General features: G+C 34.2%; 12 protein-coding genes. 2 read left to right on the top strand and 10 right to left on the bottom strand.

Going from position 1 to position 19,024, the window contains the following annotated elements; genetic code table 11:
* Positions 1-46: 46 nt before the first annotated feature.
* The 3 genes from BSF41_RS16180 to pyrR form a co-directional block, all read right to left on the bottom strand.
* Positions 47-379, bottom strand: a complete 333-nt coding sequence (locus BSF41_RS16180; protein ID WP_095930535.1) for a ribonuclease Z — start codon at positions 377-379, stop codon at positions 47-49.
* Between the two features lie 270 nt (positions 380-649).
* On the bottom strand, positions 650-1,576 hold the full coding sequence (locus tag BSF41_RS16175) for an aspartate carbamoyltransferase catalytic subunit (protein ID WP_029273654.1): 927 nt from the start codon (positions 1,574-1,576) through the stop codon (positions 650-652).
* A 151-nt stretch (positions 1,577-1,727) separates the two neighbouring features.
* Positions 1,728-2,267: a bifunctional pyr operon transcriptional regulator/uracil phosphoribosyltransferase PyrR gene (gene pyrR, locus BSF41_RS16170; RefSeq protein WP_008468864.1), complete on the bottom strand. Its 540-nt coding sequence runs from the start codon at positions 2,265-2,267 to the stop codon at positions 1,728-1,730.
* A gap of 165 nt (positions 2,268-2,432) precedes the next feature.
* Here pyrR and BSF41_RS16165 point away from each other — a divergent pair, with 165 nt between their 5' ends.
* Together BSF41_RS16165 and BSF41_RS23790 are read left to right on the top strand one after the other, a co-directional pair.
* Positions 2,433-3,428, top strand: a complete 996-nt coding sequence (locus BSF41_RS16165; protein ID WP_095930534.1) for a hypothetical protein — start codon at positions 2,433-2,435, stop codon at positions 3,426-3,428.
* A 495-nt stretch (positions 3,429-3,923) separates the two neighbouring features.
* The gene (locus tag BSF41_RS23790; RefSeq protein WP_008468862.1) at positions 3,924-4,097 is read left to right on the top strand and encodes a hypothetical protein; all 174 of its coding nucleotides are present in this window, start codon (positions 3,924-3,926) and stop codon (positions 4,095-4,097) included.
* Between the two features lie 178 nt (positions 4,098-4,275).
* Here BSF41_RS23790 and BSF41_RS16155 read toward each other — a convergent pair whose 3' ends face one another.
* From BSF41_RS16155 to BSF41_RS16125, 7 genes are all read right to left on the bottom strand, one after another.
* Positions 4,276-5,895, bottom strand: coding sequence for an ABC-F family ATP-binding cassette domain-containing protein (locus BSF41_RS16155; RefSeq protein ID WP_095930532.1), 1,620 nt, complete (start codon positions 5,893-5,895; stop codon positions 4,276-4,278).
* A gap of 247 nt (positions 5,896-6,142) precedes the next feature.
* Positions 6,143-6,991 (bottom strand): TlpA disulfide reductase family protein, encoded by an 849-nt coding sequence (locus tag BSF41_RS16150; protein ID WP_253251846.1) that lies wholly within the window; start codon positions 6,989-6,991, stop codon positions 6,143-6,145.
* A gap of 41 nt (positions 6,992-7,032) precedes the next feature.
* Positions 7,033-7,707 carry a DUF3592 domain-containing protein gene (locus tag BSF41_RS16145; RefSeq protein ID WP_095930530.1) on the bottom strand — a complete coding sequence of 225 codons (675 nt, stop codon included), beginning with the start codon at positions 7,705-7,707 and terminating at the stop codon, positions 7,033-7,035.
* A gap of 277 nt (positions 7,708-7,984) precedes the next feature.
* Positions 7,985-12,721, bottom strand: coding sequence for a T9SS-translocated chitinase ChiA (chiA, locus tag BSF41_RS16140; RefSeq protein ID WP_095930529.1), 4,737 nt, complete (start codon positions 12,719-12,721; stop codon positions 7,985-7,987).
* 469 nt (positions 12,722-13,190) lie between these two features.
* Positions 13,191-15,257: a beta-N-acetylhexosaminidase gene (locus BSF41_RS16135; RefSeq protein ID WP_095930528.1), complete on the bottom strand. Its 2,067-nt coding sequence runs from the start codon at positions 15,255-15,257 to the stop codon at positions 13,191-13,193.
* A 153-nt stretch (positions 15,258-15,410) separates the two neighbouring features.
* Positions 15,411-17,348, bottom strand: coding sequence for a glucosamine-6-phosphate deaminase (gene nagB / locus BSF41_RS16130; protein ID WP_095930527.1), 1,938 nt, complete (start codon positions 17,346-17,348; stop codon positions 15,411-15,413).
* Positions 17,349-17,453: 105 nt separating this feature from the next.
* Positions 17,454-19,022, bottom strand: a complete 1,569-nt coding sequence (locus tag BSF41_RS16125; RefSeq protein WP_095930526.1) for a RagB/SusD family nutrient uptake outer membrane protein — start codon at positions 19,020-19,022, stop codon at positions 17,454-17,456.
* Between the last annotated feature and the right edge of the window lie 2 nt (positions 19,023-19,024).

The following is a 19,024-nucleotide window of genomic DNA, read 5'->3' as shown; positions in this document are numbered from 1 at the left end:
AGATTTAGCATTCAAAAATCTAAAATCTAAAATCAGAAATCTAAAATTAAAACCCCAGGTCTCTTTCGATTTCTTCCATTTCGATAATATCATGTGCTTCCAAAAGTGAAGGAACCACCGCTAATTTATCTGAAATAGCATTAAAATCAAGATCGCTTGCAACTATAACAAAAGATTTTTTTGCTTTTTTATGAAGCTTAGAAAGTGGTAAAAAAGCTTTCAAATCTTTTTCTGTAATTGCTGCATCAGCTGATAAATCGATTATAATATTTTGTTTTTCAAAGGTTTTAAACTGTTGCGTCACTTTTTCCAAGAAAGCATTTACATCTCCTTGAGTATCTTTAATCGTAACCGTATGTCCTTTTTGATCTACTTTCATTTTTATAATTTGTGGGGCTTGTATTTTATGATGCTAATTTAGTAAGTTTTTTTGTTGTTTCAAGTTTAAGTTTAAAGTTTGAGGTTTCAGGTTTCACGTGTCAGGCTGAGTGGAGTCAAAGCCCACATTCGCAAAGCATATTTCGTTAAAAAAAACACTTCATTCAATGCAACACTTATTTCAAAACTGAAAACCGAGACCGAGACTGAATACTAAAACTGAACACTAATTACTAATCACTAATTACTAATCACTAATTACTAAAAAAAACTACTGTATCTTAGAAGCCAGCAAATAAATAACCGCCATTCTAATCGCAACACCATTCTCCACCTGATTCAAGATTACCGAATGATCAGAATCTGCCACTTCAGAAGTAATTTCTACTCCTCTATTGATTGGTCCCGGGTGCATGATTACGATTTCTTTTCCTAGCGAATCCAAAAGCGGTTTATCCACTCCATATTGTTGTGCGTACTCCCGTGTCGATGGGAAGAAATTCACATCCATACGTTCGTTTTGCACACGAAGCATATTCGCAACGTCACACCATTCTAGCGCTTTACGCAAATTCGGCTCAACGGTAACACCAAGCGATTCAATATATCTCGGAATAAGCGTTTTTGGTCCGCAAACTTTTACTTCTGCGCCTTGCATCTGCAAAGCATATATGTTGGACAAGGCTACTCTCGAATGCAGAATATCGCCTACAATAACAACTTTTTTTCCAGCAACATCGCCCAATTTTTCTCTGATAGAATAACTATCTAACAAAGCCTGAGTTGGATGCTCGTGTGCTCCGTCTCCGGCGTTTACGATACTGGCTTTGACATTTTTAGATAAAAAATAAGCCGCTCCGGGATTGGAGTGGCGCATTACAACCATATCAACTTTCATCGAAAGGATATTATTTACAGTATCAATCAAGGTCTCGCCTTTTTTAACCGATGACTGAGCTGCAGAAAAACTGATTACATCAGCAGATAAACGTTTCTGCGCTAATTCGAAAGAGAGTTTGGTTCTGGTACTGTTTTCGAAGAAAATATTGGCAATGGTAATATCTCGTAATGAAGGAACTTTTTTAATCGGTCTATTAATGACTTCTTTAAAATGATCTGCCGTTTCAAAAATCAGGTTAATATCATTCTCGTTGATATATTTAATTCCTAATAAATGATTTACGCTTAATTCTTTCATCTTTCTGTTTAATTGTTTATTTGTTTAATCGTTTAATCGCTTTCTTTCCGATTAAACAGTTAACCGATTTAACGGTTCAACTTTTTTAAATTCTCTAATTGTTTAATCATTGGCTTTTCCGATTAAACAATTAACCGGTTAACCGATTAAACTAATTTGTCACTAGGTGAACAACATCTTCACCATCATTTTCTTTCCAGCTTACAATTACTTTTTCACCATTAATAGCATCTACCTGACGACCTCTATAATCGGGCTGAATTGGTAAATGACGACTGAAACGTCTGTCTATTAAAACCAATAATTCAATTTCTGAAGGTCTTCCAAAAGATTGAATGGCAGTTAACGCCGAACGAATGCTTCTTCCTGTAAACAAAACGTCATCGATAAAAATGACTTTTTTGTCTTCGACTATAAAATTGATTTGGGTCTTATTGGCTTCAAGCGGTTTATCAGTACGACGGAAATCATCTCTAAAAAAAGTGATGTCCAGATATCCTAAAGAAATTTCAGGAACCTTGTATTCGTTTTCTAATATTTGTTTTAAACGTTCAGCTAAAAAAACGCCTCTTGGCTGAATTCCCACTAAAATAGTTTCAGAGAAATCAAGATGTTTTTCGATTAACTGACAAGCCAAACGATGGAGTATGATAGTAACTTCTTTCGAATTAAGTAATACTTTTTGACTCATAAGTGATTGTAATGTTTGGTTGCACAAATATACGGAATCTGATTTTATTTGTTGGGGTGTTGAATAGAGAAATGTTTTTTGAAATAAATGAAACTTTTTTTCAAAGTCCACATAAATAAAAAACTTACTTTTACTATTAAATTTTTTAATTAAAAATATTAATTAATGAATCCAGATTTTAATAAAACCACAGTTGATACTTTAGCAAAAAGAGCTGGTTATAAATGTTCTAATCCAGATTGCAGAGTAAACACAATCGGTCCAAATTCAGACCCTGAAAAATCAATAAAAATTGGTGAAGCTGCTCATATTTTTGGAGCAAGAACTGGTTCTAAAAGATTTAACAGCAAAATGACTGATTATGCAAGGTCAGAAATTACTAATTCGATTTGGTTATGTAGAAATTGTCATAAACTTATTGATTCTGATGAATTGAGATATTCGGCTAATATTTTATTTGTATGGAGAGAAAAACATGAGGAATTTATTTCTTCCTCATTAGGAAATAATACTGACCAAATTCTACTAAAAGAACAAATTTTTATCCTTAAAGATTTTGACGAATACCCTCCTCTGGTAAAAAGAATTATTATTGATAAACCTTTGGGTTGGGAATACAGATTAACAGCTGAACTTATGAGGTTTTTAAACAAACCTCTTTTTAGAAAACTTGACGATTTAAAAGAAGGATTATATTTAAGGCAATTTGAAAGTATAAAATCAGATCAAGCATCCGAATGGATTGGGGAAAAAATTACAGAATTAAGAAAAATGTCAGCACCAGCTGTTGGCTTGTTAGATCGACTCACAAAAAGTTGGGGAAAACCAGGAGAGCCAGGCGATTTAGATGAAATTCATCATGTCACTAAGTTAATTAAAGACTACTTAGAATATATTGTCAATTTTGAAGAAAGAATCAGATTCGTACATGTTCCTTCAAAATACGAGGGAGCAGTTCATTTACTTCAAGACTTAATTGGTTCACAAATTGCAAAATTATCAAGAATTCCTGTTGACCTCGATGAAATTGTTTCATTTGCTGAAAATCTTCCAAATAAAAATGTGAAACAGCACAAAATTACAAAAGTAATTAGTTTCGAAGTACCAGAATACTGGGAAAAAGAATTTAGCAGAGAACTTTCTAAAATATATGGGTATTAGCAAATATCTTAAAGTTATAGTCCAGTGATACTTAAAAATTTTCTAAAAAAACCTAAAAACATATTTCTTGTAGATGGTTTTGGAGCTTTGCTTACAACTATTCTACTCTTTTTTGTTCTTAGAAATTTCAATGATTTTTTCGGTTTATCTAAAGATATATTCGAATACCTTTCAATTATTTCATGCACATTTTTCGTTTATTCAATCAGTTGTTATTCTTTAGTCAAGCAAAATTGGAAATCGTTTTTAAAAATAATTTATACAGCTAATATTCTTTATTGCATCCTAACATTTGGAATTTTAATCCACAATTATGAAAGCATTTCTATTTTTGGAATTATTTACTTTCTAGTGGAAATAGCAGTAATTATTTGGCTTGTCACTTTAGAAATAAAAATTATAAAATCCAAATCCTAAAACATTTCCAAAAAATTCTATAACACATTTTGCCTATTCCTGAAGTAATTTTAAGTATCAATTTAAAATATCAGAATCATGCAAAATAAAATACTAAGATTGTTAATGGTATTCGTAATACTGTTTTCATTTACAAGCTGTGAAGTTATTGGAGACATTTTTAAAGCCGGAATGGGATTCGGGATTTTTATCGTAATTTTTATTATTGCGATTATTATCTGGATTTTCGCTAAAATGTTCGGCAGCAAATAGTAGTAATAAACAAATTAAAAAATCCCAAATTCCAAGTTTATCGGAATTTGGGATTTTTTTTATGGTTGCCAAACTTTGTCAAAGTTTTAAACTTTGACAAAGTTGTAAAGTCAAAGTTTGGAATTTGGAATTTGGAATTTCAATTATTGGAATTTACAATTTATTGGAATTTCAAAAATTAAAGATTGTACATCTTTTTTCTTTGTTCCTGAATTTTTTCATCATCAAGATATTCGTCAAATGTCATGTAACGGTCGATAACTCCGTTTGGTGTCAATTCTACGATTCTGTTACCAACAGTTTGCGCGAACTCGTGGTCATGCGTTGTGAAAATTACAGAACCTTTAAAGTTTTTCAATGAGTTATTGAAAGCTGTAATAGACTCCAAATCTAAGTGGTTTGTTGGCTCATCAAGCATTAAAACGTTTGCACGCTCCATCATCATTCTAGACAACATACAACGTACTTTTTCTCCTCCAGATAAAACTCTAGACGTTTTAAGAGCTTCTTCTCCAGAGAAAATCATTTTTCCTAAGAAACCTCTAATAAATACCTCATCACGCTCTTCTTCTGTTTTAGCGTACTGACGCAACCAGTCTACTAAACTCAAATCGTTTTCGAAATATTTGTGATTTTCAGCTGGCAAATACGCTTGGTTGGTTGTAATTCCCCAATCGAAAGTTCCAGCGTCAGCTTTTTGTTCGTTGTTTAAGATTTCGTAGAAAGCAGTTGTTGCACGTGAATCTTTAGAGAAAAGAACGATTTTGTCGCCTTTTGCCATATTCAGGTTAATATCTTTAAACAAAACTTCTCCGTCTACAGAAGCAGACAAGTTTTCTACATTTAAGATTTGATCTCCTGCCTCACGATCCTGATCGAAGATAATCGCTGGATAACGACGGCTTGAAGGTTTAATTTCAGAAATATTTAATTTCGAAATCATTTTTTTACGAGAAGTTGCTTGTTTCGATTTCGCCACGTTTGCACTAAAACGACGAATAAATTCTTCCAACTCTTGTTTCTTCTCTTCTGCTTTTTTGTTTTGCTGTGCGCGTTGTTTTGCCGCTAATTGGCTAGACTCGTACCAGAACGTATAGTTTCCTGAGTAGTGATTGATTTTTCCGAAATCAATATCAGAGATATGTGTACAAACCGCATCTAAAAAGTGACGGTCGTGGGATACAACGATTACAGTGTTTTCGTAGTTTGCTAAGAAATTTTCTAACCAAGCGATTGTCTCGAAATCCAAATCGTTGGTAGGCTCATCCATAATCAGTACATCAGGATTTCCAAAAAGTGCTTGTGCCAAAAGCACACGTACTTTCATTTTTCCTTCCATATCAGACATTAAAGTATAATGATCTGCTTCTGTGATTCCTAAGTTAGATAACATCGCTGCAGCATCAGAATCGGCATTCCATCCGTTCATTTCTTCAAACTGAACTTGTAACTCCCCTATTCTATCAGCATTTTTATCGTTGTAATCTAAATAAAGTTCATCCATTTCTTTTTTAACAGCGTACAGAACTTTATTTCCCATTAAAACGGTTTCCAAAACAGTATGCTCATCGAACAAGTTATGGTTTTGCGTTAAAACCGACATACGTTTTCCTGGCTCCAAATGAATATGTCCCGAAGTTGGGTCCATATCACCTGAGATAATTTTAAGAAATGTAGATTTTCCAGCACCGTTGGCTCCAATAACGCCGTAAATATTTCCGTGAGTGAATGTGGTATTTACTTCGTCAAACAAAATTCGTTTGCCAAATTGAACTGATAAATTATTGACTGTTAACATGAATGTCTTTTTAATTAATTTCGTGCAAAAGTAGTGAAAAAGGTTCTAAGTTGCAAAGATACTAAGGTGCTAAGGTTTTTATGCTGGTGATGAGAGGTTCTCGCAGAGTCGCTAAGGCGCAGAGTTTTGTTTAATGCTGTTTAATCGTCACGCAATCTTGTCAGAAATGACAAAATGAGGTTACTTTGCCATAAAACTTTGCGACTTCGCTCCCGATAGCTATCGGGATTGCGAGATTAATTAAAACTTATAACTTACTTTCTTTAGCAAGCGCCACTTCTAAACTCTCAAAATTTGGAAGCACTTTAGCAATCATTCCTTCTTTGTTTATGATAAAATGTGTTGGGAATGAATTCAATTGCAACGATTCATTCATATAGACTTTCATGTCTGGAATTACAGAATAAGACAATGGTTTTCTGGCTAAAAATGTTTTTAATTGCTCTGCTGAATCTTCGGCTAAACTCATAAAAACAATGTCTTTTCTGTCTTGGTATTCTTCAACCAATTTATTGACCTGAGGAAATTCTCTAATGCAAGGCGTGCAATGAATGTACCAGCATTTTATCACAATCATTTTTCCTTTCGTGGATTCGTTGCTAACCAGATTTCCGTCTAAATCTTTAAATGAAAATTTTGGAAAAGCTGTTCCCTCCATTTTGTAGTTTTTATAAGCATCAAAACCAATTTGATTGATGGTGGCTTTTATGCTTGAATCTGTTTTTGGCTGAATTTTGAATAGCTTATAAACATACATATTCGCTTCTGATTTCAATCGAACTGGAATGAAATTTCCATTTGCCAGCTGATCTAAAAAAGCTTCTTTTGAGATTTCTTTTGAAGATGAATCAAGTGCAGTGAAATCTCTCGAAAGCATAATTCCTTTATTATAAACCGACCATTGCTCGTAAGTTTTCTGAATTTGTAAAGGATCAGCTTCTGGATTTCCGAATTTATTTTGAGCTGTACTTATTGTAAAAATAAAGAGTAGTGCAATTAAGCTAATGAATTTCTGCATGGATTCTGAAACAATTGTATTTGGTCTCAAAAATAGTGAAAGTTTTTTAACCGCAATTCCGATAGCTATCAGGAGCAAAATTAAAACATTTTTAAAAGTTTAAATTATAAAATTAAGTACTAAGTTAAAAATGAAATATCCATTAAATATTTTTTTGGATTTTCGGGATGTAATATAACTGTAATGTTTTTGCTTTTAATAAAACCTGTTGGATCCATTAAAATTTTAGCGCTTTTAAAAACTCTTACTTTATCTGTATTAGGATCTCGATAAGTAGTACAAATCTGACAGAGTAATCTTCCTTTTATTATATGAGTTCGTGTTCGTTTGATAGAATCAAATTGTGTAATAATACGAGTTCCGTTTTCAAAAATATATTTTGCTTTCTTGTGACTAAAAGAAAAAATAAAAAGCGTAAAAAAGGAAAGAACGCTAACACAAATCAGCAAAATGGGAATTGCTGTCACTGAAAAATACTGTTTGATCATGGCTTCTTCGGGATATGCTGGATCATATATAATTTCCACGCTTTCTCCTACGCCATAAATGGGAGAGTGTCCACTGGCAGATGCAATAAATTTGATGTTTTTTTCTTTATTCGTTTTAAAGGTAATTACTGGATGATAATATTCCTTACCACTAGATATAGATACAGATGATCCTATTACAGTTCCTTCTGACATAATTGCTCTTTCGGAAAAAGCTTTTTTATCAAGATAAATATATGCAGCTCCAATCAATATAGATGAACTAATTATAAACAATACATATTTGACAATAGAAGCAGATTTCATAAGCAAAAATTTCTGCAAAAATATCCAGACAAAGAAAGAAGATATAACCTAAAATGTCTTTTTTATATTAGAAAAAGACATATTTATCAAAGTTATAATTATGAATAAAAAAACCTGGCAGTAAAACTACCAGGTTCATAATGCGCATCTTTAGGCAAAAACCAAATAACAAATTACCTAAAGTGGCATTTTTTAGAAATAAAATAGATTAAAACATAAATAACCAAACTCAATTTTAACCGTCCCGTTTTTTATTTCTAAATTTTCAATTCTTTTTTTAGTTTAAAAAGTTCATTACTTTCAATGACTTTTTATGTCCAGATTTATCTGTTACGATCACGACAAAAATTTGTCTACTAGCAAAACTTGGACTATGAAGCAATACTTCTTTGTTGTTTTGAATATTTCTAGAACTTGTAACAGTTTGTCCTATGGTATTGAATACATCAACCTGAGCAATGTCTTCTGTTTCATTAGATACCGATAAAGTATTGTTTCTAAAATAGGCAACAGTCGTATTGCTTTCTGCTGAAATATCTTCAAGAACTAATGTTTTTGCTGTGGCTTGCGATGCAAAATAAGCTGCATATGCTTTCGACAATTCTGATGAATTACCGCAAGAAGAAGCATCCCAGTTTACAGACCAAGTCATTAAACCTCTTAAAGAAGGATATGGTCCGCCTGGTTGCATAGTGTATGTTCTTCCTGAGAAATTGGTTCCGTTTCTTAAATAATCCATAGCGTTAATTCCTTCTGTTGGAGTTAAATAACCGCTACCTGCTGCACTCGGACAAGCTGGTAATGCAATAAGAACTTTTGAAGCTGGCAATCCATCAAAATGCATTCCTGTTGAAGCAATGTTATACCCTTTTATGATCATATCAGTTAAGGCTGTAACCATGTTGGATTTCTTAGCCGTACCATAATATTGACCATCTAATCCGTTTTCTCCTCCTGTGTTATACAATTGTACCGCTAGCAAATCTAACTCGTTGCGTAAGTTTTGAATAATTGGTAAGAACGAACCAAAAGTATCTGTGTAAGTAGTATATCCTCCTTGTACATATTGTGTTTCGGGAGCTGCAGTCAATAAAAATCCAGGCCCATAGTATGCTTTTAATTCTTTGAAAGCATCTACTACGTTTTTCAATCTTGGATAAGCCGAAATACCCGCATAAGAAATATCTCTTAAACCTCCTGCACTAAAATTCATCGATCCGCCTTCAAAATCAATATCAACTCCATCAAATTGATACTCGTCGATAATTGCTTTTAGACCATTAACAAAAATATTTTTCTGAGTTACATTATCTAAAACAACATGACCATTTTGACCTCCAATAGAAACAATAACAGGAACTCCGCTATCTCTTAAGGCTTTTATATCGTTTTTCAGCAATTGCTTATTGAAAACACCATTGGTCAAATATCTCGCATCGTTTGTTGTTAATATTGGTGTATAACCATCGCGATTAACGGTTTCTACGAAAGAATAATCCACTACGTTAAATTTACTTCCGACCATTTGAGAGAAATATAAAAATGGAGCAGCAGTATTTTCCCAAGAATGCGCGTATCCTAAAATAATTTTAGATGGAAGCGGTATAAATCTATTACCGCTTATAGTAGCAATTTTAATAGTATTGTTTAATGTCGTTACAGCAGCTTTATTATCGGTTGCTTTAATTACAATTGGATAATCTTGATATGCAGTTGGCGTAAAATTATACGTGTACGTATTATTTGTACCAGCTGTCATGTTAAACGTGCCTCCATTTATGGTAATTGTAACACCAGAAACTGATCCGTCACTATCGACAGCTGTAACTGAAATTGGCACAACTTGGAAAGAGCTTTGGTATACCGTAGTATTTGATGGTGAATTCCAAGTGATTACAGGCAATGAATTTGGACAGTTTGCACCCGAACAATTTAATGTAAAAGTATATGTTTTTGAATCTGTTGTTCCGTTTGAAGCCGTAGCTGTAACAGTTAATGTATGAGAAACTCCAAACTGATTTGCTACTGGTGTCCAAACCGCTGTATAAGTTCCTGAAGAATTTGTAGCGCTTATGCTTTGTCCGTCTAAACTAAATACAACAGATGAAATTGTAGTGGCATCTGTAGCGCTTAATCCAACACTGGCAACAAAGTTAATTGCCGAACCTAAATTTATAGCAATCGCCGAAGCTGTTGGTGCTGTAATAGCAACCACTGGCTTAGTTACAACCGTTGTTTGTGTATTGAAATTATAAACTGTTGGCGCTGTTGGAACAGCAAAGTTTGCTAGATTATTTGGATAATAAGCTACTTCTCCATTTTGCCATGAATTTAATTTCAAACTTAAAATTTGTGTATAACCCGCTACAACTGAATCATCAAAAGCGTAATTTCCTGATGCATCTGTTGTTGCCAGAACGCTTTTCCAGTTGTGCGTGTTATCTGTCCATGGTAAAACAATTTCTACTTTTGCATTTGCCACAGGCGTTGAACCGTTTTTCACCGTTCCGCTGATTAAGTTTGTAGCTGCAGCTAATGCTACTCTAGCCGTTGAACTTGTATTGAAGTTGTACGTTGTTGGACTTGCAGGAACTGCAAAGTTGGCTAGATTATTTGGATAATAATTAACTTCTCCGTTTGACCAAGTATTTAGTTTTAAACTTGTAATGGTTGTATAACCGTCTATAACAGAATTATCAAAACTGTATTTTCCTTGTGCATCTGTTGTTGCCAGAACACTTTTCCACGGATGTGCATTATCTGTCCAAGGTAAAACCAATTCTACTTTGGCTCCTGAAACTGGAGTTGTTCCGTTTTTAACTGTTCCGCTAATTTTACTTGAAGTCGTTACAACATCCTGAGCAAAGTTTAATGTTTTATTGGCATTCAAATTAGAATAAACTGTCGACGCCGGTGTAAATGTCTGTCCTGTTAAAGCTGCAGTTACAGTATAATTTCCGCCAGAAGCTAAAGTTAATGAATATGCCCCAGTTGAATTAGTTGTTGCCGTAACATTTCCTGCTGTAGAAGCTGCTGTAATCGTTACGCCAGAAACTGCTGTACTTCCGTTAAGAACTGTTCCGCTTACAGTGTATGTTACAACTGCTACGCCTTGAGTGAAATTCAACGTCTTGTTGGCATCAATTGCATTGTAAACTGTTGAAGCTGGAGTATAAGAAAATCCAGATTTTGAAGCTGTAACCGTGAAGTTTAAACCTGCTGTTAAACCTGCAACGCTGTAAGCGCCACTTGCATTTGAAACTGCTGTTAAAGTTGTGCTTCCTGAAACTGCTGAAACGGTTACACCAGAAACGGGACCACTTCCGTCTACAATTGTTCCGCTTACGGTATAGGTTGGCTGTGTTCCGTTAATTACAACTGCCGTCTGATTTACCGTTACATTATTTAACGATACTGGAACAAAGGTATAACTCGCTTTTAATGCTGTAAGCGAATAGTTTTGTCCTGAAGTTAAATTATTGAATGCAAAGTTTCCTGTTTGAGAAACTACTGTCTGGATAACGACATTAGATGCATTACGCAATTCGACAGTAACATTGGTAACCAAAGTCGATCCGTTTTTTACAGAACCAGAAATACTTACTGTTCCTGGAACAACACTGCCGAAAGAAGCATCCACTTGGTTTAATAATGAATTAGGAATTGCACCTCTGGTATCTTGAGATAATTCCCAAATCATACCTCCTGCTAAGTTTTTCGATTTTATATACTGCACTTTTAAGTCCATTGACTGTTTATCTTCATAAGAAATAAACTCTTTTCTAGTAGCATTATATAAATAAGGAACTTTTGTAGTATTATCAAAATAACGTACCCATCCTGCCGAAGCCGCAGATGGCGTTACCATCATCGTATTTGGATCTAAATAAGCATGCGAATTGGTAACTGGATTTCCAACTAAATCACAGATTTCGATACTTCCAGATTTTTCACAAGCTCCTGAACCATCCCATGTTCCGGTTGGGTTTTGCGGATTTGTACATCCGGGAACGATATATCTTGGTGCTGAAACAAATAATCCATTTGTCGAATTTGCAGCAACGTTATCGAATTTTTTTCCGTAGAAAGGCAATCCCATGATTAATTTATTCGCAGGAAAACCAATTACGTTTAGATATTGATTGGTTAATTCGTCTAATGATTCTGATTGCGTTGCGCCATACAACGGATCATTAGTGTTCCCACTTGCATATAAAGGAGCATTATAGCAGGTTTTATCATACCAGTTTCCTCCAAAATCATATCCGAAATAGGTAATATAATCACAGTAAGTCGAAATATCTTCGCTCATGCCATACTGCGCTCTGTTGTTTGGCCCTAAATACTGTTTAGCAACGTTTCTAACATTGTTTCCAGCAGCAATGGTAACCAATTTATTTGGCATTGCCTGACGCATTGCTTTCAATAAAAGCACTAAATTTTTATTATCGTCTGGACTGTATTTTTGCGGAGGAACAGGCGCACCATTTACTATTTCTGTACCGTCAGTTCCACCCGAAAGAGGATATTCCCAATCGATATCAAAACCGTCAATAAAAGGATAAGTAGTAATAAAGTTTGCCATATCTGCTGCTAAAGCTGCCCTTGCTACAGGACTTGCAGCAATTGGAGAAAGATCTTGTCCTTTTGTCCAGCCTCCAACAGAAATTAAAATTTTTAAATGCGGATACTTTTCTTTTAATTTCATTAAATCATAAAAGTTTCCTTTTACTGGAGCATCCCACGGAATGCCACCTTCCATATGCTCATAATCAGCATAAGTATCTAAACATTTTAATTTGGTATTCTCTGGATGGGCAGGATCATAAGTTGTGCCATAAAAAGAATAATTTAAATGCGTTATTTTACTTCCATCAATTTTAGGAACATTAAAATCCCTAGCATAGATAGACCATTGCGCATAATACCCCACTACTTTTTTTCCGTGAGCTGGTTGAGCCAACGCTAGTAAGGGAAACAATAACAAAAAGAGCAATCTGTAATAATGTTTCATAGTTAATAAATATTAGTTAATAGAAAATAAATAATTGGGCCACAGAAGCTTTTAAAATCTTCTGGGTTTCGCTCAACTGCAGATTGGAACCCCGCGGTCGATTGGAAATAAACTCAAATTACATTCTATAGATAAATATTACTATTACTGATTCATTCATAATCATTAGTAAATAGCAGTGATTGATATTTATTTATAATTCTAAAAATTAATCTTAAATACAAATGATAAATTTGGGACTAATCATCAATCTATACTCTCGTTTTTTGTCATGTTTTGTGGTATTCTTATTCTTCTATTTGGTTTTAAAGGTTAATACTAGTCTCATGGCTTATATTTTTATTATTGAATTAAGTTAAGTGCTGCTTACTTCTGAAATTTTGGCTATAACTATCTCTACCGTGGAACTCCGGCAGAGATAATTAAAAGCCTGATTAATGTAACTCTAAAACACTAACTCAACCAAAATTTATATTAGTTTCTTTAAACTCTCATAAACTGACAATTCTACGTCAGCATGATCTTTTGTATTGCATTGCTCTATTAGACTTTTTAAATCTGCTGGTTTTAAAGTCGATTTATTATCTAATACAAGCAATAATTCTTGTGATGCATCACTTAATTTTTTTGACAAAGGCAAAATTGGCTGCACTAATGGCGCATTGGCACTTAGCGCTGTTAAGTCTTTATTTACAGTAATCCATTTATTAAAAAATGCTGTTACTTTTGCTTTATTATCAGCCGATTTATTTGCTAAATATTGATTTACTGCAGCATCAAACGCAAGTGCATCTTTTGCATCTGGTCCGCATGCATCTGCAAACAAGGTAAACGGAGAATACATCTGGTACTCTGTTCCTCCTTTGTTACGAGTATATCCTTTTAAAGGCTCGCTAACTTTAGAAAATTCTTCAAGCGACTGAATGTTTTGATTGTTGGCAATATTTCTTAAAATAACATCTTTGTTGCGAATGTGCGTAATGCCTAACTCTTCTAATCTGAAAGAGATCTGTTCTAAACGTTTGCGCATATTTTCTACATCCACTACATCTTCTGCAGACCACAATCTTTCAGCAATAGCAGCTGTTCTTGGCCAAACTCTAGAATCTATCGTGGTTGGTGTAGCCAATTCTGTCCACATTGTAGCTTCTCCACCCAAGATTCTTGCTTTCTCATCGCTAGTTAAATTAGCTCCTTTTGGCATCGGATCATTTAAATAATGACTTGCTATTGGGTACATTAGATCTATATAATAGCCATTTGAAAGAACGGTTTTGTATCCTTTTTTAACAGCATCTACTAAAGATTGTCCTGCTGGCATTCCTTCATTTGGACCTCTCCAAGAATGTACAATAGCTTCTTTAGATAAATCTTTTGTCAAGATTTCTTCCCAACCCATCAATTGTTTTCCGTGCTTTTTTAACATCGGTGCCAATTGCATGGTAAAATAAGTTTGTAATTCGTGGTTGGTTTTTAAGTTATGTTTCTTTTTGAATTCTTGAATCTTCGGATTTGCATCCCAATCTTTTCCTTCGTTTTCATCTCCCCCAATATGGAAATAAGCGCCTGGAAATAATGGACAAACCTCATCAAAAACTTCACTTAATAATTGATATGTTTTAGGATTTGAAGGATCTAATGTTGGCGAAAAAATACCCGCATTTCTTTCAATTCCATAGGTAGCAATTGCTGTACCTTGAATATTTTTTTCGGATGTTCCTCCTGTCAGCGTGATTACTTTACTGCCAATTTCTGGATAAGCCGTTAAAATTGCAGATCCGTGACCTGGAACATCTATTTCTGGAACAATTAAAATACCGCGCTCATCGGCATATTTTACGATATTTTTAATTTCCTCTTGTGTATAATACATTCCATCCGAAGCTAATTGAGTAAACTTTGGATGTTTTTTCATTTCAATTCTCCAACCTTGATCATCAACCAAATGCCAGTGAAAAACATTCATTTTCATCGCTGCCAATGCATCAATATTTCTTTTAATTACGTCAATTGGCTGAAAATGTCTTGAAACATCTATCATTAAACCTCTCCAAGTAAATCTTGGGAAATCTGAAATTTTGGAAACTGGAAAATAAAAAGATTTTGAATTGTTTTGAAGCATCTGCAACAATGTCTCCAAACCATGTAAAGCTCCTAAATCGCTTGAAGCGTTTATTGTTATTTTATTAGAAGTAATATCTAAATGATAACTTTCATCTTCGTACAAACCAATTTTACCGCTTTTAGTGCAATTGATCTGCAATTCTGCATTTGGAACTTCATTTAGTTTTTCAATAAAACCTTGTTCGAAAAATATACCTGTTCTACCATCTAAGCGGCGCAAAAAACGAGTTACTCCTCCAAATATTCTAGCGTTTGGATTTCCTGTAATGTTTACTTTAAAATTTTTAGTTAAATTAAAATTACCTTCATTAATAACAACATTCTGAGGCCAAGGCATAAGATTTAGCTGCTCCTTCTGGACTTGAGCACCTGCTGTTAAACCTGCAAATAATAGTACAAATAGATATTTCATTTTTCTTTTTTTTGGTTGGATAGCTTTTTATAAGTATCCTAAATTTATAAAAAAAACAAAACTCAGAATGATTTCAGCTTTTACCTCACTTTGCTATGAGATCAATCTGAATTTTGCTATTTGATTCATTCTAAAATGAATCGGAAAAAATTTTTAGTAATCAAAACGTTTAAAAGCTTCGATCGCTTCATATTCAGCCAAACCTAATTCATCATATAAGATGGCTGTGTTTTTATTTCGATCTTCTGCCCTAACCCAAAATTCACGAGAGTCATTACCTTGAAACATCACCCTGTCTTTTTGAGACTGATGGTGTAAAATAGCATGGCGTTTCAACAAAACCTCTGATGGGCTTAATGGAACTGCCATATCAATTTCGTGAATATCCCATTCGTGCCAAGCTCCTCTATACAGCCATAACCAACAGTCATCCATGTACGGTTCTGGTTTAAGTTCTTTTAAAGCGGCAAAAATGGCATTTAAACAAACCTCATGTGTTCCGTGCGGATCGGCAAGATCTCCAGCAGCAAAAACTTGATGTGGTTTTATTTTTGAAATAATATTTTTTACAATAGCAATATCTTCTGGCCCTAACGGATTCTTTTTAACTTGCCCCGTTTCATAAAAAGGAAGATCTAAAAAGTGTGTATTTTCATCTTTCAGTCCAATATATCTTGTTGCTCCGTAAGATTCTCTTCTTCTAATCAATCCTTTTAATTTTCTTACTTCTAAAGAATCGATCTGATTTTCAGATTTATTATTTAGAAATTCGATTACTGATTTGAAATTGATATCTGATTTTTCATTTCCGATAAAATCACTGGCAACTTCTGCAAATTTTAAAGCTTCATCATCTGAAACCGCAATATTTCCAGAGGTCTGGTACACTACGTGAACATCGTGTCCTTGTTTGATTAACTTCGAAAATGTTCCTCCCATAGAAATTACATCATCGTCTGGGTGCGGACTAAAAAGAATAATTCTCTTTTTTGCCGGATTTGCCCTTTCTGGACGAAATGAATCATCTGTGTTTGGTTTTCCTCCTGGCCATCCGGTAATCGTGTGCTGCAAAATATTGAACATATTAATATTCATATCATAAGCAGAACCTTCTTGAGCCAAAAGATCAGACATTCCGTTATTGTTATAATCACGGTCTGTCAATTTCAGAATAGATTGTTTTGTTTTTTGACACAACCAAACAATCGCTTTACTTTTTAATTCAGGAGTCCAAAGACATTCTCCAACTAACCAAGGCGTTTTGAAACGGGTTAACTCTGAAGCTGCCGACTGATCTAAAACAAAAGTTGCGTTTGGATGATTCTGTAAAAATGTTGCTGGAATTTCTGAACTGATATCGCCTTGAACTGTTCTTTTTATAATATCTGCTTTATTTTGCCCCCAAGCCATCAAAACAATACGTTTTGACCTCATGATGGTTGAAACCCCCATTGTTATGGCACGTTTCGGCACATTATCGATACCATTAAAAGCAGATGAAGCATCGACTCTAGTGATGTGATCTAAGGTAATAATTCTTGTTCCTGAATTGATATGCGAACCTGGCTCGTTAAATCCAACGTGTCCTGTTCTACCAATTCCAAGCAATTGAAAATCAAGTCCACCTGCATTTTTAATATTCATTTCATAATCGATACAATATTGATTGATTTCCTCAATTGCTACTGTACCGTCAGGAATATTAATATTTTCAGATTTGATATCAATGTGATTAAAAAGATGCTCATGCATGAAATAATGATAGCTCTGATTGTTCTCCTTAGTCATTGGATAATATTCGTCCAAATTAAAGGTGATTACATTGCTAAAACTAAGTCCTTCTTCTCTGTGCATTCTCACTAGTTCCTCATAAACTTTGATAGGAGAAGAACCTGTTGCCAGACCTAAAACACAAGATTTATTTTTCTCCTGCTTAGACCTAATTAGCTGCGCAATTTCCTGGGCTACAATTACAGAAGCATCAATCGAGCCTTTAAAGATTTCAATATGAATTTTCTCAAATCGAGTTTCTTCAAATTTTCCCGCGCTTTTGTAACTAATATCAGGTTTTATTTCTAAAGCACTTTTCATTTCTTTTCTTTTTTGTAGTAATTACCATTTTGGTTTTAAGAATGGTATAGATCGCTTTCGCCATCTATACCATACTACTAACCAAACTTAATATTCCATTTTTTTTTAGAAGTTAGGTGCATCAACATCCCACCAAAGTCTTGTAGCTCCGTTATCAGGACCACCAAGGGCAGTTACTCCAGATGCAACACCTGCAGGGTTACTTGCTTCTTCAGACTGAGCAAAAGGAAGTCTTCTAACTCCTAATTCAGTGCTAATTACGCCACCGCTTTTATTGTTTTTAATTCTGAATAGTTTAGGGTAACCTGTTCTTCTAAACTCAGACCATGCTTCTTGTCCATCAGGATATGTAGCAATCCATTTTTGAGTTATAATTTTCTCCAGATTTTCTTCATTAGTAGCTCCCCATGCAACAGTAATTTTAGAAACTGCTGGAGTATTATTTTCTGGGAATAATGGATCTACATAATCAAGAGGTTTTTTCGTATTATCAGAAGCGTAAGACGAAGCTCCTTCTGCACCATTCTGCTCGAAAGATGCTCTAATACCAGCTTCATAAAACTCTTGAGCTGTTCCGCCCATGTTCCAACCTCTTAAAGCACCTTCTGCTCTAAGGAAATAAACCTCTGCAGTAGACATCCAAGTAACTTCTCCAGTTTTTGTTCTAGGTCCTGTTTGCGAGAATTTAGCATATGTAGTTCCAGAAGGATACGTTACACCATTTCTGATAGATGCATACTGACCAGGAGTAATTTCTGCTGTATTCCAATATTTAGAAATACGTGGATCTTGATAACCTCCTAAGATAGACTGCATATCAGCTCCCATGAATAAACCAACCCAAGAGTGGCTCATTACGTCAATTACGTTAAGATCTACAGGAGATTTAACTTTCATTACATCAGCATTAACTTTAAGAACACCAATTGAATTATTAACTGCTTTTTCAGCTTCAGTTTTAGCTAATGCAGGATCTACTTTAACAATTCTCATTGCCATTCTCAAACGAAGTGAGTTTGCATACTTAACCCATTGTGCATAATCTCCGTCGTAAGAAGATAAATCTGTTCCTTTAAAAGTAGAAGATTCACCAGCATCGATTCTTTTAGTTAATTCAGTAACTGCAAAATCTAAATCTTTAAACATTTGAAGATAAATATCCTTTTGAGAATCGTAAAGAGCAGAACCTTCAGCACCATATTTAGAATATACAGCAGGTCCGTACATATCTGTAATACGTTGCATTTGCACCACTTTTACAATCAACGACCAAGCATAAAACTGATCGTATTTACCTTTAGCTCTTTGTTCAACTTTATAAAGATTTGCAATAATATCTACATAAGCTCTTTCCCAAGCATAACCATTCCATCCAGGATTTAATGCATAATCGTAATTATTAGTATCTCCAAAAGGAACTGGTGTAATCATATATCCAGACCATCCATCAGCTTGTAAACTTTGCTGAATTTGATATTGCCAAGTAATATCTGATATATATATTCTACTAAAAGCAGGCTTAAACAAACTTTTAATATTGTTATAATCCTGTTCTAACTGCTCTGTAGTAGCACCTTCAGGATTTTTATTGATCTCCTCAAAATTGTCTGTACAACCAAAAGCCGCAAGCAATGAGAAGCATATCGCTGTTTTTTTGAATTTATTTAATGTCATGA

The sequence above is a fragment of the Flavobacterium sp. ACN2 genome (genome assembly GCF_002303885.1).
GTDB lineage: Bacteria > Bacteroidota > Bacteroidia > Flavobacteriales > Flavobacteriaceae > Flavobacterium.
Note: the sequence above shows the minus strand (reverse complement) of the source record. Positions and strands in the feature narration are given on the sequence as shown.